Source organism: Desulfuromonadaceae bacterium (assembly GCA_019429445.1).
Taxonomy (GTDB): domain Bacteria; phylum Desulfobacterota; class Desulfuromonadia; order Desulfuromonadales; family JAHYIW01; genus JAHYIW01.
On sequence record JAHYIW010000016.1, the window covers coordinates 41,239 to 63,088 of the forward strand.

Genomic DNA, 21,850 nt, shown 5'->3' on the forward strand with positions numbered 1-21,850 from the left:
TTTAAAGGATATTTGCGGCGGTTTCGGCAAGTTTTGACCGCTCACCTTTTTCCAGCGTCACATGCCCGGAAATTGACTCATTCTTGAATTTTTCAACGACGTAGGCAAGACCGTTACTTGATGAATCGACATACGGGTTATCGATCTGGTAGGGATCCCCCGTTAAAACAATCTTAGTGCCCTCCCCGGCCCGGGTAACGATCGTTTTGATCTCATGGGGGGTCAGGTTCTGTGCTTCGTCAACGATCATGTACTGATTTGGAATCGACCGGCCGCGAATATAGGTCAACGGTTCTATTTCAAGAATCCCCATATCGACCAGTTCGCGATAGCCCCGCTTGCGCCGCCCGTCCTCTTCAACTGATCCCAGGAGTAATTCAACATTATCAAAGATCGGCTGCATCCACGGCGCCAATTTTTCTTCGACATCTCCCGGCAAAAAGCCGAGATCGCGCCCCAACGGAAAGATCGGTCGCGAAACGAGCAGCCGATTGAAACGCCGGTCGTCTGCAACCTTCTGCAAACCGGCGGCGATGGCGAGTAACGTCTTCCCCGTCCCGGCCTTGCCGACCAGCGTCACCAGCTGGATATCCTCGTTCAACAGCAGATCGAGCGCAAATTGTTGTTCCCGGTTGCGCGCGGTAATCCCCCACACCCCGTCTTTCGGCATTTTTATCAGCGCGACGATCCGCCGCATACTTTCCTGATAACGACCGATCGCGGTATGGGAGGGATTCGCAGCGTCTATCAGGGTGACACATTGGTGTGGCAGGAATGACTCTTCGGTGTCGATAAAACCTTGCGAGTAAAAGAGATCGACCGCAGCCCGATCAGTCAACAGCTCGGTGACCCCCGAATAAAGTTCTTCAATCGAGACTTTGTCGGAGGAATAATCTTCTGCAAGCAAACCGACAGCGTCGGCCTTGATGCGCAAATTGGTGTCTTTGGTCACCAGTACAAAGGGACCGCTACTTTGATCACGCAGCGCGACAGCGATGGCCAGAATACGGTTGTCACCATGATCATCCTGCATCTGATATGGCAGGCAGGTCATGAAATCCTCGCGGTAAAGAACAACCTTCAGTGTCCCACCGCTTTCCAGCGTCACCCCCTCAACCAGAGGACCGCTGGCCCTTAATCCATCAAGGAGGCGCGAAAAGTGGCGAGCATTGCGACCAACCTCATTAAGGTCTTTTTTGAAACGGTCAATCTCCTCAATCACCGTAATCGGGATAATCAGATCGTTATCTTCAAAGCGAAAAATTGCCATGGGATCGTGAAGCAATACATTGGTGTCCAACAGGTAGGTTTTATTATTTTTCATTTTGTCCTCAACGATCATATTCCATAACTTCAAGGCCGTCACTGGTGGCCAGTATCTTGACATGAACCGGGAGATTACGGTTTGGGATATTCATTCTGGTAGTCAGGACCGCTTCGCCATACGTATTCAATGCATCCAGAACTTGTTCGGGGGACTCTTCAATGACATAACGCTGAAAAAGGCGGTGTTTATTGAGGTCTTCTCGTGTCACCACCCTCAACGGTTTTAATGAACAGGCGAACAGCGTGATGACAATAAACAACCAGACAAGTTTTCTCATCATAACTTCTCCATTATTGTTTGTTTCCGGCGAGAGACTTTATCGCCTCGATCAGAATATCGATCTCGTTTCGGGTCGTGAAATAACCTGGGCTGACGCGCACCGTACCCTGGGGGAAGGTGCCTAGCGAACGATGCGCTTCAGGGGCGCAGTGCAACCCGACCCGGACACAAATTTCATGGTCTTTCTCAAGTAAAAACCCGACTTCCGCCGGATCGAGACCGTCGATATTGAAAGACAATGGTCCGACGTGCCGGGCAGATAACGGTGCATAAAGGGAGACTCGGTCAATGGCTGACAGCGTGCCCCGCAGTGATGTCATCAATGCATGCTCATGCGCAAAGATTTTTTGCAGCGTTTCCTGCTGCAGAAATTCAATCGCTGCACCCAGTCCGGCAATCCCCGCAACGTTCATCGTTCCAACTTCAAACCGTTCCGGCAACGTGTCCGCGGGGAATCTGCTTGTCGAGTTGCTGCCGGTACCACCAAACAACAGCGGTTGAAGTTGCAGATCGGGGTGAATATAGAGAAAACCGGTTCCTGGTGGTCCCAGCAAAGATTTATGTCCAGGAACCGCCAACAAGTCAATCGCCATCTGCTCGACATCAATCGCGATCAAACCCGCACTTTGCGCTGCATCGACCAGAAAAGTCACCCCGTTTTCCCGGCACCAGGGACCAATCTTTTCGATCGACTGAACGGTGCCACTGACGTTGGAGCAGTGACTGAGCGCTACCAACCGGGTCGGCTTTGCACAGGCGGCAAAGATGGCGTCTGGTTCGACATACCCCTGCTGATCGGCCTGCACCTTGACGACTTCAATACCCCGCATCTCCAGTTGCGCCAGCGGACGCACCATGGCGTTGTGTTCCATAGTGGTCGTAACCACCCGATCACCGGGCACGAGCAAACCAAAGAGCGCGAGATTGATCGCCTCGGTCGCATTCGCAGTAAAGATGATCCGTGAAGGGTCGGCAACGGCAAAAAAATTCGCGACAGATTCACGAACATTATAAACAAGTCGCGCCGCGTCAAGGGCGAGACGATGCCCACCTCGACCGGGGTTGGCTCCGATTTCTCTCAGAGCATGATCCGCAGCCCTGTAAACAGTCTCAGGTTTTGGGTGCGAAGTCGCTGAATTGTCAAGATAAATTGGCATAATCTATGTATTTAAATCAACGTTTCCCGGAACAGAGTAAATCACGCTGTCCCAGTTCTTTAGTGAATATTCCCGACAGACCACGGCAGCCACCATGGCAGTCATTGACAATCAAACAACCATTACACCCTGACGGAACATGCGCGATTTCTCTGCGGATACGTAATCTTTGTTCCGACTCCCAAATATTGCCAAGATCTGTAGTCAACAAGGAGCCGAGCTTTTCCGGCCAGGAGATACAGGGGTAGACATCGCCTTGCGAGGTGATGTGGACCAGACTGTTCGCTGCCTGGCAGCCACCGTACTCCTCGCGTCCCTGAGCAGCGTCAGGAACCAGCAACTCCCAGAGAAACAGATCATGTACTTCCAGCCGCAGTTGAGGAGGAGCCTGCCAACTATTTTTGAGCATTTTTTTTAGCGCGGCGAGGTCTTCGGAACGTGGCAGCTGAACGCAATCTGAGCTTTGATAAGTAACATCGATACCTATATTTGGCAACTTAAATCGCTCTATTTCAAGTATCTCGCAAAGATTGATAAGTTGCGGGATTTTCAGCAGATGTTGACGAACCGGAGGACATAATAACCCCGGGTTTAATCCCGATTGTCGCAAGCGTTGCACAACATATTTCAGTTGGTCAAAGTCAATTTCATCGGCAAGAAATCGGGTGACATCAAGCCACAGTCCAACATGTTGCAATGGGCGCTCTTCAAGAACCCGCAATTCATCTTCGTCCCCACGGCAGATAATTTCCGTCTGGCACCCGCCAGCGGCCAGGTCATGCAAAACCGCTCGACAGGCAGGATGTTTGAGCGCGGGGGGCTGAAGCAGTAAATAAAAGACACCGGCGGCGATCAGTTGCTGTGTGATGGTAGATACAACTTCGCCGGCGGGGGTGCTGGCGTCTGAACTCAGTGTCCAGGTAGCGCGGATCGGGGTGTCAAGAAGATCGAGAGGCATGGAGTGTCTAAAGAAAAAGGGGGCAGAAGACTGCCCCCTGATCGGTTCAGCAGGGATGAACGTTCGAGGAACCGACAATACGGGGTTTCAGATACTTTTTCATGTTTTAACCTCCTTGGTTGTTGATTGACAGGACTGTATTACTTCCAGCAATGGGGATCGGGTTGATTGAAATCCCCGGTTATTGCATAAGATCGCGCCGTACACCCCCCCTGACAGGCTTCATAGGAGCCACAATCCAGACATTTGCCTCCGGCGCGCTTATTTCTCATCTGATTAAGAACAGGAGAATTGTACCATATTTCATCAAAATCATCGTGCAAAATATTGCCGACAGTGAGCGGAATAAATCCGCAGGGGGTCAAGTCGCCATTCGGTCGTAAATTCAATGAGAGTTTTCCGCAGCTGCTTCCTTTAACCAATGGATCGGTGTCATAACCCGGCAGGGAAGAGATGACCGGATCGTCGAAAGAAATCGCCAGATCATGCGTTTGTTGCTTGACACGCAACGCCTCAACATAGAATGCTTTCCACTCAGCGGGGGTCAGATCAAGGTCCTCCCGATTTTTAAAGCCACGACCGCTGCACTTGAAATTATGCAGGTAAACCTGCGCCACCTCGTAGCGACGTGCCAGATCAAGCAGTTCGTGGAAGTGTTGATAATTGATTTGTGAGATAACAGAACTCATGGTCCGTTTCAACCCGACGTTCTGCAGTACCCTCAAGGCAGCAACTGCTTTTTCGAATGAGCCGGGCATATTCCTGAAATCATCATGCAAGGCGGGATCAGCACTGTCGATACTGATCCCCACACTTTTGAATCCGCTCTTGTGCAGTCGTGTCGCGGCTGGTTCGTCGAGCAAAGATCCGTTTGAATTCATCGCAACATTGAGCCCTTTGGATGTCGCATACGCAGCAATCTCAAACAGATCCTCGCGAATCAGCGGTTCGCCGCCGCCAAAGTTGATAAATGGAATCTTTTTAGCCACGAGAATATCAATGATCTTTTTAATATCAGCGGTTTCCAGTTCTGCAACCTGTTCATCACGGCTATAGCAATGGCTGCAACTGAAATTACAGCGAAACGATAACGTCCAGTTGATTGTCAGTGGCGCAGAAAACAGATCGATAAAGTTGTCAGGCATAACTCAGCCATCCTCGTTGCTGTAATTCATCAAGAAATTCATTGACATCACTCTCCAGTTCGTCACGGGAAACGGAAAATTCGTCGGCAAGTTGTGCGGTGATCTCGTCAACCGTGCGGGTCCCGTCACATAAACACCAGATCATCCCGCCGACAAGATTCAACTGATGCATGGTCCCGGACACCACGAGCAGAACGGTGCCTTGCTCATCCACCACTTCACCTTCCTCCAGTGCCCGCAACACCCGTTCCTCCTTGCGTTGTTCCCGGCGCCAGACGATATCGCTGTTTCTCAGTGGTCGTTGCGTAAAATAATCCATGACGTTCCTATTCTGTCTCACGTTCACGAAACAGCAGCATCGATAAAACCGTCAGCGCCAGACCGGTAAGTACTGCAATTTTTCCGCCGCTCGGAACCCCAGCTGTTGTTGCTGTAATCCCCCAGGCTTGCACCAATGCCGCACCAATCAGCATACCAATAACCACCAGCCCGGCATCAGTGTCCCCTTCCCCTGATTTGATCAGCTGACGCAGCGGGCAACCACCGATCAGCGCCGAGACAATTCCCACCAGCAGCATCCCGGTAAAATTCCAGACCGCTTCGAGGTGCGCGCCCGGTTGACCGAGCCAGCCAACGTTGAAACGACCAACAAGGACACTGAACAAAAATGCGCTGACAATAAAGGCTATTCCGCCCCACAACAACGGTGCCCGCCGCCCCAAAATCAGCCCGTCCCGAATCCCCCCGGTAATACAGAAGCGGGTTCGTTGGGCAAGCCCGCCGAGAACCAGACCCGCCCCAAGGGAAAAAAACCAGGGAGCATGTAATGACGCACTGCCGCGCTCGGAAAAGAGCAAAAATCCGGGACGCACAAAAAATGCGGCCAAAAGTGCCAAAAAAAACAGTGGTGTGATCCAACCGGTTCCCCGCTCTTTCAGTGGCTGACCGAAAGAAACGCCATGACCAAGCCCCTGCAAACCGATCCAGACACCGCAGAACAGACCGGCAACCCCGGCCAGCGCAGTTAAATCACCGGCGGAGAGTCGCAAAAAAAGTTTTATCGGACAACCGATAAATATCGCGCAGCCAATCATCAGCAGAATTCCGGCTACGATGCGTGGTAACGGTGCCCCACCGCCACGCGAGACGAACTCCCGACCGATTAACGCACTCACTGTTGCACCGAGCACAAATCCCGGCAGCTCCGGCCGCAGATACTGCATCCGGTCATTATCATGAAAACCGAGCGCACCGACGCTGTTTTCAAGAAAACAGGAAACACAGATTCCGGAATTAGCCGGGTTGCCCCATACGGACAGCATGACGCCGAGCGCACCGAAAACACCTCCGGCCAGAATGACCAGCCATAAATGTCGATCGCGCCAGTTCATCGGTTATTCACATCCGCCCGCCAAACGACTTTGCAGATAATGCAGATGACGTTTGGTCGTTAAAGCGACCGTATCCTCAGCATCGTTCGCCACACGCGCAGCGTAGAGGGGTAATTGATTTGCGACCAGCGCTATTACCGTTTTGCGATAAGAAAGCGAACCGTTGCGATCAATATAATTGCCATTCTGCTTTATCCCGGCGGCCAAACTTTCCAGCGCGGCATCGATGGCTCCCATCTTGCTGAGTATCACCCCCTTAAGCACCTGACCATACGCTTCGTCCGGGGAAGAGCGTTGAACCTCCTCCAACGCCAACAGGGCATGCGAAAAATCACCAGCTTCCAGTGCTGCGGTCACCGGCGCGTAAAGGTCTGCAAGATAGTCAAAGCGTGCCCGCTCGGTAATTTTACGTTCGAGATTGCGATCATTATGCTGCGTCACATAAGCGCTACCTTGCAGGGAATATGCAGTCGTTGTCGCGATGGCGATCAAGAGCAAAATAAACGCGCCCCATAAGAGACGATCATAACGATCAACAAGCACTGCTTAATACTCCTGATAAGGGGGCATGTTAACCAGCCTGGCCATGTCACGGACGACATCGTATTCAGCGTCGCGCAGAGCTTCAAAACCATCGATCCAGGCGGATTTCAAAACTTTGATGCGCTCCCCGGCAATGTCAACGGTTGTCTCCGGGGTCAGTTCGAGTAAGGCCCGGCGCACTTTTTCAACCACTGCGGGGTCAAGTTTGGCCGCTGCGCCGAAGGTGCAATACGGTACCAGTGGACTTTGCCCCAAAATCACAAAATCATCGGCGGTAATTTTGCCTTCACGGGTCATCACTTCCAGGTCGAGCAAAGGCGCGGCGGCAACATCAAACGCACCAAAATAGAGACCATAAACCAGTTTTTCGTGTTTAAACGACCCGGAAGGGATTGCGTAATAGGCCAGGTCACGCTCCGGATCGATCCCGTTGCGCAACATCAGGTCGTATTGAGCCAGATATCCGGTCGGTGCCATCATCGGACCGAAGACCATTCGCTTGTCTTTAAGGTCAGTCAGTTTTTCAATACCACTCCCTTTGCGGGCAATAATTGTTCCGGCACTGCGCGAACCGAAGTTCCCACGTTTTTCAGCCGCCAGAAGTTGCAAATCATGATCGAATTTAAGTTGAACGTAAAGGAGTGAATTCGAATGGGTTAAGGCAAACTCACCTTGCGCATAACGTTCTGCAAATTCGTGGGTATCAACCGGTACCGCCTCAAAATCGATTCCGGTGTAATGACTCAAGTAAGCTGTCAGCGGGAGAAAGCGCGTAAGGGTCTCTGCCTCGCTGTTGCAGTTCATGTAACCGATCTTCATTTTTTGACGTTCACCCGCCTGCTCGCAGCCTGACAAAAGCAAAGAGGTGACAACCAGTAATCCGGCGATCAATAGATAGCGCAGCAATGACACAATTTACCTTTCAAAAGTGATTTCAGGACGAATCTTTAATGGCAGTGAAGCATCCACGATACCAGCCGCCGGACGATCATTACGGTCCCGAATCAGCAATTCAATGGAGGCTGGTTCAACGTTACCCCACCAGTTGTGTTGAGCACTGAAACTGTCGGAGCCTTCATTCACCAGCGCATATTCGCCGTTGGAGATAATTGCATTTTCGGACAGTAGCGCTGTGGAATTGACCACCTTGACCCCCGCTCGACCCTGACCGGTGATGAGATTGGCGTTGACCACTCCGCTTGTTTTTTCAAGAAGAATGCCATGTTCACTGTTTCCCTCAATCCGGTTGTGCACCACAACGGCCCGGGATTCCTGAAGATAAATCCCCTTGCGGTTATTGCGAACCAGATTGCGGCGCAACGACACCTCAGACCCGCGAAAGTTCAAGCCATTGATCCGGTTGTTTTCAATCAGGCAATCTTCCATTGTTACCGTGCTGTAGACGCAACGGGCCCCCCAGAGATTGCCATCAATAACGCTGTCAGCAATACTTACCGTCGAGTCACGAAACTGAATTCCGTTAAAGTTATCAAGGATTTTACAGCGTTCAATCGCCACCGTTGATTCCTGGAATTGTCCGGCGCGAAGATTGTTGCTCAATTCAGTCTCACGTAATCGTGCCCGTGAAAAATGGGCATGAAAACCACGGTAGGCATATTCGATCTTGCAATGTTCGAACAGGCTTTCTGTTTCGGTCGCCATCATGTTGATCGCCCCCCAAGCACCGGGATGAGGTTGTGCCTGGGCCGAAGTAAACACAACAGGCGCGGCGGCGGTCCCCATTGCCCGCAACGTTCCCTGAATAAACAGTTCATGTTCGCCGATACGATCATGGTTACTGTCAGCAAAAGTGAAAGAAATGATCGTTCCAGGGCGAATTTCCAGCGTGATGCCAGGTGCAACCGTCAGGATTCCGTCAATCGTGACCTCTCCCTGCCAGACTGTGTCACGGTAGAGGGTATTCTCACCCCGATAGGACAACGAACCATCCTGCGCCAGAATCGGCAGAGGGATCAAACACAGATAAACGACACAGATCAAAATTTTCATTGATCGCCCGTTACTGCATCTGTCAATGCACGCGACAGGTGGACATCGACCCGGTTGGCGTTGAACTGGATATGCGGGTACGAAACATTGCGGGAACCAAGATATATCCCGATGTCGTTATGGCTGATGGTGTTTGCATGCAAGGTTGGCATACTGTCGGCGTCGATATGAATACCCTCTTCCTGCTGGCCGGTGATTCGATTGCCAACCAGGACAGGGGCACTGGAACGCCAGCAAAAAATCCCCCCTTCCCCACTTTCAATAAGATTATCGCGGATCACCGGTGCGCTCCCAAGCTGAGCAATAATGCCGTAGCGACAACCACTTAGATGGTTATCCTTGATCAGCGGGGAAGAACTGACGCAGAGAATTCCGGTCTCGGCATTGCGTAGCTCGGTACCGACAATCTGCGATCGCGTCGCACCGAGCAGTTCGATCCCGGCCCAGCCGTAAGCGGTTCCATCAGGCACTTCAAGCGGAGTGAATACCACCGGCTGTGCCGTTGAACCGGATATTCTCAATTCCCCCTGGATGAGCAGCTCCGTCGCGGAAGAAAGAAACTCCGGGTCGATCTTTGTCCCCTGCGCGGCACGGATATAGATTCTGGTTCCCGGATGAATAATCAACTGGCTACCGACCGGAATGCGCACGTCGCCAGCTATCAACAGCTCATCACGCCACTCGGTTATGCCGGTCAGGGTGCCTGAATATCGCGGCAGCGTCTGCATATCCGGTGCGTCGGCAAAAGATCGCGAATGGGGAGTGCATCCCGCCAGAGAAATTATAAAAAGCAGTATGGCCAGAAGACGAAACATGGGATCAAACCCACCCCTGTTCGAAATAGAACTGCCGTACCAGCGCCAATGGAGCGGCCCCCTCTCTGACCTGCTTAAGGAGCTGCGCATAGTGCTGCGGTTGTAACTGTTGCCCCAGTTTAGCCAGCGCTGGAATTGTGGTGGTGAACTGAAGTGTTGCTAAGATGCGTTTGCCTGCCAGAAGAACCGCGTCGGCAGAGAGAACCAACAGCGCTGTCTCGTTTTCTCGCGGCGGGACAAAAGCAAAATCAATCTGCTCATTGCCGATCAATAGGCGCGGATCCTGATCGATAATCACCGCGTCAACCTCCGTGCCGGTCTTTTCTTTGAGATAGATCGAGATTAGTGCATGTTGCAGTTCTCCCGCCGGACCGGAGGGAACCCCCAGATACAGTTTGGGCCCGAAGCAGGCATCGGTCGGTGTGGTCAGAGCACAGATGATGGTGATCAATAAAAGCAGTGTCTTCATATCAGCGAATAAAGAGCCAGACGATAACGGTAGCAAGATAAAGCGCGGCGACCAGAGTGACCCCCGTTGCCGCACCAAAAAAATATCCCCAGCGGATTGCCCCGGTCCGGGCAAGAGCAACTCTTTGCGCAGCAATTAAAGAGACAGCATAGCCCGCGATAAGCAGGAGCAATACGACCCATTTAAGCAGATCGAGTGACACCACTACTCCGGGAGGAGTGACCGTTGTCATAATGTTGATCGCCAGATAGCTTTTGACACCGGATGGATCACTGAGAACCAGCGGTAGATACCCCCCCTTGGCATTCAACTTAACCAAAGCCAGAATGGCGTGAGCGGCCAATAACAGCGGGATATAGGGTAATGCCAGACGGCGAAACGATTGCCACCAGCCCGCAGTGACATCACGCTGTTGCCCTGTGGGAGGGTCAGGCCGGGGAACCGCTGAAACGTTTGTCTCGGCAAGGCGCATCACCAGCCAACCGGGAACCGTTAATAACAGCGGCAAGCCGAGAGTTATCCAAAGAACCGCGAGAAGATTATACCCCCCCGCCTGCCAACCGAGCAGTTGCGCGACCTGTTCCGGCAACCAGAAAATCACCTCGCGCAGATCAACATTGACTTTGCTGAAATTGGCCGTCAACATACCGAGCAAAACCAGCAAAAAAAGTCCTTCGGTCAGGGCCAGACGGTCTGTACCGAATTCTGCCAGCCATGGCCTGAACCCCAGCCGCATATTGTCACGATCACAGTTCTGAAGACAACCCAGACACAGGGTGCAGCCGGAATCATCGTGCAACTCGGCAGGAAACAAATCGACCGGACACGCATCACGTTCGGCGTGCCAGTAACCGACTGCCCGCCCGAGGGAAATTTTTTTCCAGAAACGCCCACCAGACACGCAGGCACGTGTATCACAGCCGGCACAGGTAGATTCATCCTTGACCCGCAGGCTGAATGGTGCGATCCGCGCATAGAGTCCGAAGACCGCGCCAGCCGGGCAAAACAGCTTGCAGAACGCCCGCCCCCGAAAAAGAGCTCCGGAAAAAACGGTCAACAGCAGCATCAGACCGATCAGCCAGGCAGTAAAATCGGGGTAACGATGGATTGCGAAAAGGTAGACGATGAGCTGCAACAGCACCAGAACGATTGTCACCGACACATAATTGTTGATCCAGCGAGGCAACGTCAGCTTGAAACCAGAGCGGGCAACCAGACCGTTCAGCCAGCCAAGCGGACAGACTGAACACCAGGCACGCCCGAAAAAAAGAGCAATAAAAACAACGCCCATCATCCATACGACCCAAAAACCGTAAGTCGACAGATTGGTATACATCAACGGGTCTTTGACGTCCAGACCGGGGATCGTATGATGATGCCACCCGGCGGCGGCAATCACCAGCAACAGCAACAACAGCGACAGCCGCAGCAGCCGCCAGCTCCAGCGCGAGCGCAGGATCTGGCCGACAAATTTCACATCCAGAAGATTGTTCATCGAACATCACCCATGTCAGTGATAGATATTGTAAGGGGGGACATAGTCACCAGCATTGTTGCGATAAAGGATATGTTCTCCGGTAATCATTTCGAGTGAACGTGCGGACCATTCGCGCACGACACGGACCTCATCCTCCAGGGTTTTACGCAACGATTCAACTGCCGCTGGTCCGCCAAGCGGTCCCAGAGCCATGGCCGCATTCATGCGAATACGCCAGTCGGGATCGTCCAGCGCCGAGGTCATTGCCGCTGCGGCACGCCGATCCTTCAATTTTCCCAAAGCCAGTATCGCTTCGATGCGATGCTCTCCGGAAAGCTGCAGCAACAACGCATCGAGTGCGCGTTGATCGCTGATATCCCCCAATGCGCGAATGGCACCGGCCGCGGCACGCACCGACCCGGCAGACAATACGTCGAGCAGAGGGGGCACAGCCGCGCGATTCAACTTGATCAACGAACGCGTTGCGTAGCGCCGCACTTGGTGATCAGGGTCATCGAGCGCGGCAATCAACGCCGGAATCCCGGCAGGATCGGCAATTTCACCGAGTGCCCAGGCGGCAATGTAACGGCGACCTAATTTTGTGTTCGCCAACACAGCGCCGATTTCCGGAACAGCGGCACGCACCTGGAGTGTGCCGAGAGCGGCAATGACGTGTTCGCGACGCTCACTGCTGTCGGAGTCAATCTCTTTGATCAACGCAGGCGCAGCCTTTTCCCCCAGATCGAGGAGTATTTTGTAAGCCTGCATGTTCAGGTTGTTCTCTGTATGTCCCAAGAGAGCAACCAGCTGTTCAGCCGCTGGCTGGTCGCCACTGCGCGCCCGTCCTTCGAGGGCGGCAAGGTCAAGCGGCCCCTGTTGTTCACAAGCATTTAACATGAACATGATGACGAATAACAACGTATACCGTGTCATTACCAGACCTTATGAACAGTAATATCGACGTTTTTCAATAACTCTTCATCCTTGACAATGACTGCCGAAGGCTCAATCGTTCCCTGATCGTAACGGCCATAAAGATCACCAAGTTTTGGCGGGCCACCAAACTTGTCGCGCGCCGCCAGATAATAGGTGCCCCCTTCCGGAAGATAGATCAGATAACGCCCGTCCGGCCCGGTCTTTTCAGAAACGAATTTAGGGCGTTCCGACATCTGGACGTGGTCATAAACATGGACCCGGGCCGCCTCCACTGACAACCCGTCGCTATTAAAGATTGTTCCGGAAATGCCGGTCTTGGTTACCAGAGCATCCTCGGTCAGGCGACGGGTATCACCAACCTTGAGGGGCGCAAGGATGGACAATCGGGTCACATCTTTGGAAACCGACAAATTAATAAATTCACTCTTGTTGTCCCCCGCCAGAACCGGCCCCGTAGCATCCCCCGTCTGACGTTTTCGAGCCACCAGGATGTAATCACCAACGGGAAGGTTAAGGTCAAAACTACCATCTGCCCCGGTTGCTTCTGAAAGAGTAAACGCCGGGCCATAAAGATCCATCCCTTTTTTGTAAACGTAAATGGTCGTGCCTTCCACCGGGGCAACAACTGTTCCGCTCACCGAACGAAGTGCGGACGTCGTCGCGGGGGATGGTTGAGAACCTCCTTCATTCTGACATCCAGAAAGCAGCAGGAGACTGACCAGCAGCAGGACAAACAGGTAGCGAATCATCTTTTTCTCCGTAAATCAGCGCTTTTTTGGCAACAGCACCAGACGTTCAGCGGTTGTCGAAGCATAGTGTTCAAACAGGGTATTGTCCATCAGTGACAACCCAAATGCAACCCCTCTCCCGTTGTCAGGAGTGAAGGTCACATCATCCTCGTCATCGGTTTGCAGTTTGCGGCGTAAAATAACTGTCCAGCGACCGTCGGCATAATCTTGAAAGGCAGCGACATCAGCCCTTCCCGATATGGGTCGACTGGTTAAATAGCCCGGCGCACGACTTCCCGCGACATGAAACTGCTGATCAATCGGCAGTCCTTCAGCATCGTAAAGCGGACGGTCTCCGGGAACGAAGGCGGTGTCGTCAGAACGCGCCGCAGAGTGAGAATTCGGGGTAAAAATATCGCCTGAAGCATCTGGATGAATTCCGTTCGCATCAATCATCCGATCATCGGCAAAACCGAAATGGCCGGTCCGCCGGGCCTTCCAGTTCCAGAGGTCGAAACGTCGGCTATCTCCAGTGACCAGCTTCATCTTGTTGCGCGCATGAAAATTTGAGCCCTGGACCCCGAAATCATCGATATGACAGGCGTAGGAACAGCTGAAATCGTTTAATCCGACAGTATCCCAGAGAATGCCGAAGCCGTCTTCTGCGGCATTACTACTATGCCACTCTTGTCCATCAAAAGACCACTCACGAATAGCCTCATCGCGCGTGGCATCTTTCCAGCTCAGCCGCAAAAAGAGGTCATTGTCAGTATAAAATGCCCGCAGATCAACGGCGACCGGGTCTGGAAGAGCCGCACCGTGATGACACGAGGCGGTAGAGGTATGCACCGTATCCTGATCGATGTCGCCAATTTTCTCCACTTTATTCAGTTGCCCCCCCTTGACATAAACCGTCCGCGGCAAAGCCCTCTCCCAGTCCGCCACTAGCGGATCACGGTCAAGATAAAGTGCGTAAAGTCGGTCAGACGTTAATTCACGACAGCCGCCTGAAAAAACAATCAACCCGACAACAAATATAGGTAGAAATCGCAGTATCACTCTAACAACCTTGGCAATCACGCGGCATTCTATTAACCACAATGAGACATGAACGGATAGAAAATATGAACAATATTCCGAGCAATTTTCATACCATGGGTTATCCCGGCAGAACAACCCGTCAGGACATGATCGACGCGAGTAAACACGTAACTATTCACCTACCCGTCCAAGGGTCGTCATCCCCGAAGGATCCTGTCGGGGATCCAGACTTTCAACCCTGAAAAATCTGGATTCCGGCTAAAATCATGCCGGAATGACGCTGTAGGAATCGCCTTCAGGCGCGATTGTTCGCGGCTAAAGCCGCTCCTACATAAAAAGCTGAACAGTTACGCAAGCACCAGGGATAAATCATAGGAAAATCGATTTGAATGACAGGAATCTGCCAAGAGGCCGAGGCAGGGCGTGTTATGCCGCGGAGGGTGTTAGTCGAGCATGCCGTATTTTTCCATTTTGTAACGTAACGTGGTGCGCTTGATACCCAGCGCATCAGCTGTTCGGGTTTGAGAACCATCTTCGCGGCGCAACGTCTGGATAATCAGCTGCCGCTCAAGATCCTCAAGAATATCCGTCAAATTCGACCCATGTTCGGGAACTTCCAGACAAATCTGACTTTCAGACTGAACGCCTCCCGGCAGATCGCGTGGAGTGATAATATTTCCCTTGGCAAGGACCACTGCCCGCTCCAAAGCGTTCTGCAGTTCACGAACATTTCCCGGCCATTCATAGGCAAGCAGGCAACTAAGTGCCCGCGGGGCAATCGATTCAATCTTCTTGCCCATTTCACGGTTGAATTTGTCGAGAAAATGTTTCGCCAACGGTTCAATGTCCTCGCGGCGCTCACGTAATGACGGCAGATGAATATTGACCACGTTCAATCGGTAATAAAGGTCTTCACGAAAACGACCGGCCTTGACTTCAGTATCCAGATCTTTATTGGTCGCGGCAACAATACGAACATTGCACGTTATGACGCGTGAACCGCCAACCCGTTCAAACTCTTGCTCCTGAATCACCCGTAACAGCTTGACTTGTGCCGCAAGACTCATCTCCCCGACTTCATCAATAAAAAGCGTCCCCTCATCAGCCAGCTCGAAGCGTCCCTTTTTAGCATTTAATGCCCCGGTAAAAGCCCCTTTTTCATGGCCGAACAACTCGCTCTCAAGTAAATTCTCCGGCAGTGCGGCACAGTTTAAAACAATAAAGGGACGTTCATGGCGCGGAGAGTTGAAATGGACGGAACGGGCGACCAGTTCCTTTCCGGTGCCACTTTCTCCGGTAATCAGAACGTTGGCATTCGATGCTGCAACCGATGATGCCATTTCGAAAACAGCGCGCATAAGTGGTGATGAGCCGATGATTCCGGCGTAGCGGTAACGTCCCTCCAGCTCTTCGTGCAGATAACGATTCTCAGCCAGCAGTCGCACCCGTTCCAGCGCACGCGCGGCTGCGTGACGGATATCGTCATTTTCAAATGGCTTGGTGATATAATCGTAGGCACCGGCGCGCAGTGCCTGAACCGCACTTTCAACCGATCCGTATGCGGTGATCACCACAATCGGCAACGCCGGGTTGTAATCGCGCACCTCCCGGATCAACGCCAGACCGTCCATCCCCGGCATCTGAATATCAGTGATCACCAGATCATAATCATCGCGTTCCAGTCGTACCAGAGCATCTCTACCGGAGGTTGCCGTATGACAGAGGTAGCCCTCTTTTTCGAGGACCCGGCGCAGTAGCCGACACATGCGTTCTTCGTCGTCAACAATCAGAATTTTTTCTTGAGACATGGATATTTTTATTTCCTGGAGGCATGAACAACCAGATTACGGCCCTGACTTTTTGCCTGATACATCAGATCATCAACGACTTTCAGCAGCGTTTCACAACTTGTCCCGTTACGGGGGTAACTGGCAACACCAATACTGACGGTTACCGGCATGTCGGTGACAGCACTGATTGAAGCAACGGCATTTTCTTCGATAATGCGACGGATTCTTTCAGCGACCGGACGGGCCGAGGCCAGATCGGTTTCGGGGAGCAGGGCAATAAATTCCTCTCCCCCGTAGCGGAAAGACAAATCAACTTCACGTACCGTATCACGGATCAGCCGCGCAACCTGTATCAATACTTCATCGCCTACCGGATGACCATATTTATCATTGAAAAGTTTAAATCGATCGACATCAATCATCAGCAGCGACAGAGGCACGCGGAAACGTTTTGAGCGGGACATTTCCCGGTCAAAGAGTTCGACAAACTGGCGATGGTTATATAGCCCGGTCAGACCGTCCGTACTGGCCTGCAAGCGCATCTGTTCGTGCATCCGGGCATTATCGATACTCATCGTTGCAAACGAAGACAGAACAGATAGCATGTGCAATTTATTTTCAGCAAACTTACGGGGAACAAAATCATCCAGATACAGGATACCGATGATTGAATCCTGAATCTTCAAAGGGATGGCAATCAGCGAACGAATCCCCTCATTCAGGGCCAGAGGGTTGTTGAAATATGGTGCATCATGCGTGTCATTAATGACAAAGATTTTGCCATCATTGAGAATCGTATGGGTCAGCCCGCCTGGCTTGACTCGCCAATGCGATTTCGAAATAAATTTGTCGGTGAACCCAAAGTGGACCTGGATGTCCACCTCATTACGAAGCCGATCATACAGGGCAATACTGCCGGCCGGAACATCGATCAGACTCATCGCACTGAAAAGAATATTCTGCAACACCTCGCCCAGGTCAAGTGACGACACAACAACCTGAGCGACACTCAGAATACTCTTGATATTCTTCAGCTCTTCTTCCAGCTCATGGTGACTTTGCAGTTGCGATGACATAGATTTTTCATCCAGGACCGGTTTTTGTGATTCACATCAAGTAAAGCTAACCTAATCTATTTATATTGTAAAGCGCATTAACTTTTCGCCCCCATTTTTCATATTTTTGCGCAAGTGACATATCAGCGACAGAAAAAAAGTTCCTGCACTTCCGGACGGTTATGATTTGTGCTGAAAATATTCAAAAAATACTCTTTGACATTGGCCAGATGTTGTGGTTTAAATTCAACCCTATACAGTATGTAGTTGTAATTCCCTTCTTTACGCAACATTTCATTTAAAGGGTCACCACATGTCCAGAAAAACCCCGCTGCACTTGTCGAAAAATGCCGTTACCGTATTGAACCGCCGTTACCTGAAGCGTGATAAAGACGGAATCATTCTTGAAAAACCGGAAGATATGTTCCGCCGTGTCGCGGACTTTATTGCCAGTGCCGAAGAAAAACTTGGGTCAAACGTTGCCCCCGAAGAACTGGCTGATGAGTTCTATCGGATGATCACCTCGTTGGAATTCATGCCGAATTCACCGACGCTGATGAACGCAGGGCGTGAGCTCGGTCAACTGTCCGCCTGTTTCGTGCTCCCGGTGGGTGACTCGATGGAGGAAATTTTCGAAGCGATTAAACAGACCGCTCTGATTCATAAAAGTGGTGGTGGCACCGGGTTTTCCTTCTCGCGCATCCGCCCTTCAAACGATGTGGTCCTTTCGACCAAAGGGGTCTCAAGTGGTCCGCTCTCTTTTATGCAGGTGTTCGACGCCGCTACTGAAACAATCAAACAGGGCGGCACCCGGCGCGGCGCCAACATGGGCATTCTTCGCGTTGACCATCCCGACATAATGGATTTCATTATGTGCAAGCGGGATCAAACCAAACTGAATAATTTTAATATTTCCGTCGGCATGACTGAAGGGTTCATGGAGGCGGTTGAAAACGATACGGAGTATGAAATTATCAACCCGCGTGACGGTGAAGTTCTCGGGACCAAATCTGCGCGCAAAGTATTCGATCACATTGTGGATATGGCCTGGAGCAACGGTGAACCGGGAATTATTTTTCTCGATCGCCTTAATCGCGACAATCCTACCCCGCATATTGGAGAGATTGAAGCGACCAATCCTTGTGGCGAACAACCGCTGCTTGGCTATGAATCGTGCAATCTTGGTTCGATCAATCTGTCGAAACTGGTCAAAAACGGTGAGGTTGATTGGGACAGGCTTGATCACGTTATCAGACACGCGGTGCGCTTCCTCGACAATGTTATCGAGGTTAACAATTACCCGCTGGCGCAGATTGGTGAGATGACCCGGGCCAACCGCAAAATCGGCCTGGGCGTCATGGGGTGGGCTGACATGCTGGTTTTGCTGGGATTCCCTTACAACAGTGATGAAGCGATAGAACTTGGCAAGCAGGTCATGCAATTCATCAACGATGTTTCGCATGCCGCTTCGCAGCAGTTGGCGGTGGAACGTGGTGCTTTCCCGAACTTCAAGGGGAGCGTTTTTGACCGGCCAAAGACAAAAAAAATACGCAATGCAACGACCACCACAATCGCCCCGACCGGAACGATTTCAATCATTTGCAATGCGTCCAGCGGCATTGAACCGCTCTTTGCGGTATCCTATGTCCGTCAGGTACTCGATAATGACATCCTGGTTGAGGTGCACCCGATCTTTGAAGAAATTGCTCGTGAACGCAATTTTTACAGCCCTGAATTGATGAAGAAAATCGCCGAACATGGCACCATTCAGGAGATTGAGGAAATTCCGGAGGATGTTCGTGCTCTGTTCGTCACCGCGCATGACATTTCCCCGGAAGACCATATCCGCATGCAGGCAGCTTTTCAAAATCACACGGACAATGCCGTCAGCAAAACGGTCAATTTCTGCAAGAATGCGACGCGTGACGATGTTGCCAAAGTTTATCGTCTGGCCTATCAGAGTGGCTGCAAGGGGGTCACAATCTATCGTGACGGATCTCGTGATATGCAGGTTCTGTCGGTTGGTGGAAAAAGTGAAGCCCGGCCGGAAGACAATATTCCAATGGAAACTGGAAAAGCTGGGCGCAAACGTGAGCGACCGCGCGCACTTAAAGGTGCCACCTATCAAATGGAAACCGGTTGTGGCCCACTCTATATTACTGTCAATGAGGACAAGAGCGGTGTTTTTGAACTTTTCACCACGATGGGCAAGGCAGGTGGTTGTGCGGCTTCTCAGTGTGAAGCAATCGGCCGTCTCGTCTCTCTGGCCTGGCGTTCAGGCGTTCAGGCACGGCAAGCAGTCAAACAGATGATCGGCATCACCTGCCACAAACCGGCTGGTTTTGGTGCAAACCGTGTGACATCATGTGCGGACGCTGTTGCCAAGGCGATTCAGCTGCACATGGCGGAGCGGGAAGAGATGGTCGGGGAGCATACGCAAAACAGCGGGGCTTGTCCTGAGTGTGGCGGTCCAGTTGAGCACGAAGGCGGTTGTTGCGTGTGCCATTCATGTGGCTATTCAGAGTGTGCCTAGAATCCACAACCTTTGCTTTATATCTAACGGGGGCATAGCCGTTTATTCGGTTACGTCCCCGTTCTGGTTCCGACAGCAAAGTGGGAAATTAATCTGTTACCCCTTTCAGAGCCTCCAGACTTTCGATAATCTTACAACTGCCTTTTTGTCGATTTTCTATCTCGGAGAAGATTCGGGTCACCATTGAACTAACAGAACCGACCGCCGATTCAATGTCGCGCGTATTACTTTTCTGGATCTCGGTTGCCTCAACCATGTCGTCAGTCAGCCGCTTGATTTCTTCGATCGCTTCAGCAATATTATGGGTCGCCAGGGTTTGCTCGCGTGAAGCCGTTGAAATGCGTGAGGCCATATCTCCCAGCTCGGTGATCGAGTGCGAAACAGAATCAGCACTGCGCGAAACTTCCTGTGTTGCCACACTCATTTCCGACGACATATTCATCGCTTGAAAGGCACCGTCAAGGATATCCCTGAGCGATTCCTCCATTCCGTGACCAAACTTGACCCCGTCGTTAACCAGGGTGCGGGTCTGCGAAATATTGTGCACCGTTTCCTGGGTCAGCATCTGGATTTCAGAGATGATCTGCTCAATCGCTCCGGTTGAATCCGCCGCTTCCAGCGAAAGATTGCGCACCTCATCGGCAACAACCGCAAAAGAACGTCCATGTTCACCGGCCTGCGCGGCGATAATAGCCGCGTTTAATGCCAACAGATTGGTTTTTTGCGTTATCTCGTTGATAACTGTCGTAATGTTGCCAATTTCATCCCCCTTGTCGAGCAGCCGTTCAATCGCGGCCACCGCACTCTCAACGGCTGAAGAAATCCCCTGTAATCCCGTCAGGGTATCAGTGACCGCGCGGGCACCAACCTCAGCACGTTCCATGACGGTTTGTGACATATCGTGAGAGCGAGAGCTGTTCTCTTCCACCGACTTGATTGTCGCGGAGATTTCAGTCATCGCTGAGATTGATTTATCAACACAATCTGTCAGTCGTCCCAGATTTTCTGAAACTTCCTCAATCGTTGCTGACATTTCACTGGCTGTAGAACGGGTCACATCAACCGCCTCGTGCACAACCCCGGCGGCATCTGATATCTCGCTGATCGCCTCACCTGTTGAGGTCGTCGCCTGATTAAGCGCGAGATCAAGACGCCGGTGTTCCTCGCGAAACTTGAGCAGTTCTTTGAAGGTGTGTTCCAGTTCATTGGTCAACGTTTCAATCACGTTAATCATCCGGATCTTGGTCAGGGTCGTCGCAACCTGATCGGCAAACAACTTCACCGTATCGGCATCGCTGTCATTGAGCGGTTTACCACTGAAACAATTATCAATTCCGTAGAGTCCAACCACTTCGCCACGTACGATAATCGGGCAGATAATAAATGATTTGGAATATAGCTGTTTGATGGCGTTACAGGGTGGCTGTAGATGATATTCCTGAGAAAGTTCACTGATATCTTCAACCAGCAGGACTTCCCCCTCTTTAATGACTTTGTAAAAAGAACCGGCGCGTTGGTCGAGCGGCAAAGAAATGTTGCCGATATCGTGCACCGTCTCACCGCGCATCGCCACCGCCCGCAAACAGTTGTTCTCACGATCAACCAAAAACAAATTGACGCGGTCGTAGCCAAGAACATTGTGCAAACCGTCGACAGTAAGATTCAGGACAATATCACGATCAAGGGTTTTCTGAATCTGACTGCTGATGGTGTGAAAATTTTTGATTCCGGCGTTCAGATCGGTAAAGCGTTTTTCGTAAATATTTTTCTGTTCATCAATGGTTTTATTCAGTTTGCCGAGAGCCTCCGCACGTGTATAAATATCTTCCGTCCGGCGCCCGATTTGATAACCAAGAAACGCAAGGACCAGGGCCGTCCCTCCCCCCATGTAGGCATAGCGCAATTGTGACTCAACACTGGTAAAGACATCTCCCGTTACCTGGTCGATGATCGACAGATTGGCATCCCAGAAAACGATCAACCGTAAAAATGCCCAGCCGATAGGAGCGAGAACCCCGAGAAAAAGGCCAAAGAGCGAATAAAGACGACAGCGACTTCCAACCTGACGATTTGTCATAACCATCACACAGACACCCTCTCCGGAGTATATCTCCCGGCACCATTTAACAGTTCAATAATAACGATACATTAACGCCAAAACTACTCGTGGAAGAGAGGCCCGTCAAGCACAAACAG

At 51.6% G+C, this 21,850-nt stretch carries 20 protein-coding genes; 1 reads left to right on the forward strand and 19 read right to left on the reverse strand.

Annotated features, from left to right (window positions below):
* Window position 1 precedes the first annotated feature (1 nt).
* The 18 genes from K0A93_08110 to K0A93_08195 form a co-directional block, all read right to left on the reverse strand.
* A complete protein-coding gene (locus tag K0A93_08110; protein MBW6512062.1) occupies window positions 2-1,324 on the reverse strand; it encodes a PhoH family protein in 1,323 nt (440 codons plus the stop codon).
* Between the two features lie 7 nt (window positions 1,325-1,331).
* A complete protein-coding gene (locus tag K0A93_08115) occupies window positions 1,332-1,604 on the reverse strand; it encodes a hypothetical protein (GenBank protein MBW6512063.1) in 273 nt (90 codons plus the stop codon).
* 13 nt (window positions 1,605-1,617) lie between these two features.
* Complete coding sequence (locus tag K0A93_08120) at window positions 1,618-2,763, reverse strand: aminotransferase class V-fold PLP-dependent enzyme (GenBank protein ID MBW6512064.1); 1,146 nt, start codon at window positions 2,761-2,763, stop codon at window positions 1,618-1,620.
* A gap of 16 nt (window positions 2,764-2,779) precedes the next feature.
* Window positions 2,780-3,721: an SPASM domain-containing protein gene (locus tag K0A93_08125; GenBank protein MBW6512065.1), complete on the reverse strand. Its 942-nt coding sequence runs from the start codon at window positions 3,719-3,721 to the stop codon at window positions 2,780-2,782.
* A gap of 140 nt (window positions 3,722-3,861) precedes the next feature.
* Window positions 3,862-4,866: a GeoRSP system radical SAM/SPASM protein gene (locus K0A93_08130; protein ID MBW6512066.1), complete on the reverse strand. Its 1,005-nt coding sequence runs from the start codon at window positions 4,864-4,866 to the stop codon at window positions 3,862-3,864.
* Window positions 4,859-5,185 carry a pyrroloquinoline quinone biosynthesis peptide chaperone PqqD gene (gene pqqD, locus K0A93_08135; GenBank protein ID MBW6512067.1) on the reverse strand — a complete coding sequence of 109 codons (327 nt, stop codon included), beginning with the start codon at window positions 5,183-5,185 and terminating at the stop codon, window positions 4,859-4,861. Before pqqD ends, K0A93_08130 begins: the two co-directional genes overlap by 8 nt.
* Window positions 5,186-5,192: 7 nt before the next feature.
* On the reverse strand, window positions 5,193-6,257 hold the full coding sequence (locus tag K0A93_08140; GenBank protein MBW6512068.1) for a YedE-related selenium metabolism membrane protein: 1,065 nt from the start codon (window positions 6,255-6,257) through the stop codon (window positions 5,193-5,195).
* Between the two features lie 3 nt (window positions 6,258-6,260).
* Window positions 6,261-6,800 (reverse strand): hypothetical protein, encoded by a 540-nt coding sequence (locus tag K0A93_08145; GenBank protein ID MBW6512069.1) that lies wholly within the window; start codon window positions 6,798-6,800, stop codon window positions 6,261-6,263.
* 3 nt (window positions 6,801-6,803) lie between these two features.
* Window positions 6,804-7,619: a phosphate/phosphite/phosphonate ABC transporter substrate-binding protein gene (locus K0A93_08150; protein ID MBW6512070.1), complete on the reverse strand. Its 816-nt coding sequence runs from the start codon at window positions 7,617-7,619 to the stop codon at window positions 6,804-6,806.
* A gap of 96 nt (window positions 7,620-7,715) precedes the next feature.
* A complete protein-coding gene (locus tag K0A93_08155) occupies window positions 7,716-8,810 on the reverse strand; it encodes a right-handed parallel beta-helix repeat-containing protein (protein MBW6512071.1) in 1,095 nt (364 codons plus the stop codon).
* The gene (locus tag K0A93_08160; GenBank protein ID MBW6512072.1) at window positions 8,807-9,625 is read right to left on the reverse strand and encodes a right-handed parallel beta-helix repeat-containing protein; all 819 of its coding nucleotides are present in this window, start codon (window positions 9,623-9,625) and stop codon (window positions 8,807-8,809) included. Before K0A93_08160 ends, K0A93_08155 begins: the two co-directional genes overlap by 4 nt.
* Window positions 9,626-9,629: 4 nt before the next feature.
* Complete coding sequence (locus K0A93_08165) at window positions 9,630-10,094, reverse strand: hypothetical protein (protein MBW6512073.1); 465 nt, start codon at window positions 10,092-10,094, stop codon at window positions 9,630-9,632.
* Between the two features lies 1 nt (window position 10,095).
* Window positions 10,096-11,589, reverse strand: a complete 1,494-nt coding sequence (locus K0A93_08170; protein MBW6512074.1) for a 4Fe-4S binding protein — start codon at window positions 11,587-11,589, stop codon at window positions 10,096-10,098.
* A gap of 15 nt (window positions 11,590-11,604) precedes the next feature.
* On the reverse strand, window positions 11,605-12,504 hold the full coding sequence (locus K0A93_08175; protein MBW6512075.1) for a HEAT repeat domain-containing protein: 900 nt from the start codon (window positions 12,502-12,504) through the stop codon (window positions 11,605-11,607).
* Window positions 12,504-13,256 (reverse strand): hypothetical protein, encoded by a 753-nt coding sequence (locus tag K0A93_08180; GenBank protein MBW6512076.1) that lies wholly within the window; start codon window positions 13,254-13,256, stop codon window positions 12,504-12,506. The genes K0A93_08175 and K0A93_08180 overlap by 1 nt, the downstream gene beginning before the upstream one ends.
* Before the next feature lie 15 nt (window positions 13,257-13,271).
* Window positions 13,272-14,294, reverse strand: coding sequence for a hypothetical protein (locus K0A93_08185; protein MBW6512077.1), 1,023 nt, complete (start codon window positions 14,292-14,294; stop codon window positions 13,272-13,274).
* A 425-nt stretch (window positions 14,295-14,719) separates the two neighbouring features.
* Window positions 14,720-16,084, reverse strand: a complete 1,365-nt coding sequence (locus K0A93_08190) for a sigma-54 dependent transcriptional regulator (protein MBW6512078.1) — start codon at window positions 16,082-16,084, stop codon at window positions 14,720-14,722.
* Between the two features lie 8 nt (window positions 16,085-16,092).
* A complete protein-coding gene (locus K0A93_08195; protein MBW6512079.1) occupies window positions 16,093-17,142 on the reverse strand; it encodes a sensor domain-containing diguanylate cyclase in 1,050 nt (349 codons plus the stop codon).
* Window positions 17,143-17,434: 292 nt separating this feature from the next.
* On the opposite strand from K0A93_08195, the gene K0A93_08200 reads away from it, so the two are divergent.
* Complete coding sequence (locus tag K0A93_08200; GenBank protein MBW6512080.1) at window positions 17,435-19,654, forward strand: vitamin B12-dependent ribonucleotide reductase; 2,220 nt, start codon at window positions 17,435-17,437, stop codon at window positions 19,652-19,654.
* 88 nt (window positions 19,655-19,742) lie between these two features.
* Here K0A93_08200 and K0A93_08205 read toward each other — a convergent pair whose 3' ends face one another.
* Window positions 19,743-21,737 carry a GAF domain-containing protein gene (locus K0A93_08205; GenBank protein MBW6512081.1) on the reverse strand — a complete coding sequence of 665 codons (1,995 nt, stop codon included), beginning with the start codon at window positions 21,735-21,737 and terminating at the stop codon, window positions 19,743-19,745.
* Between the last annotated feature and the right edge of the window lie 113 nt (window positions 21,738-21,850).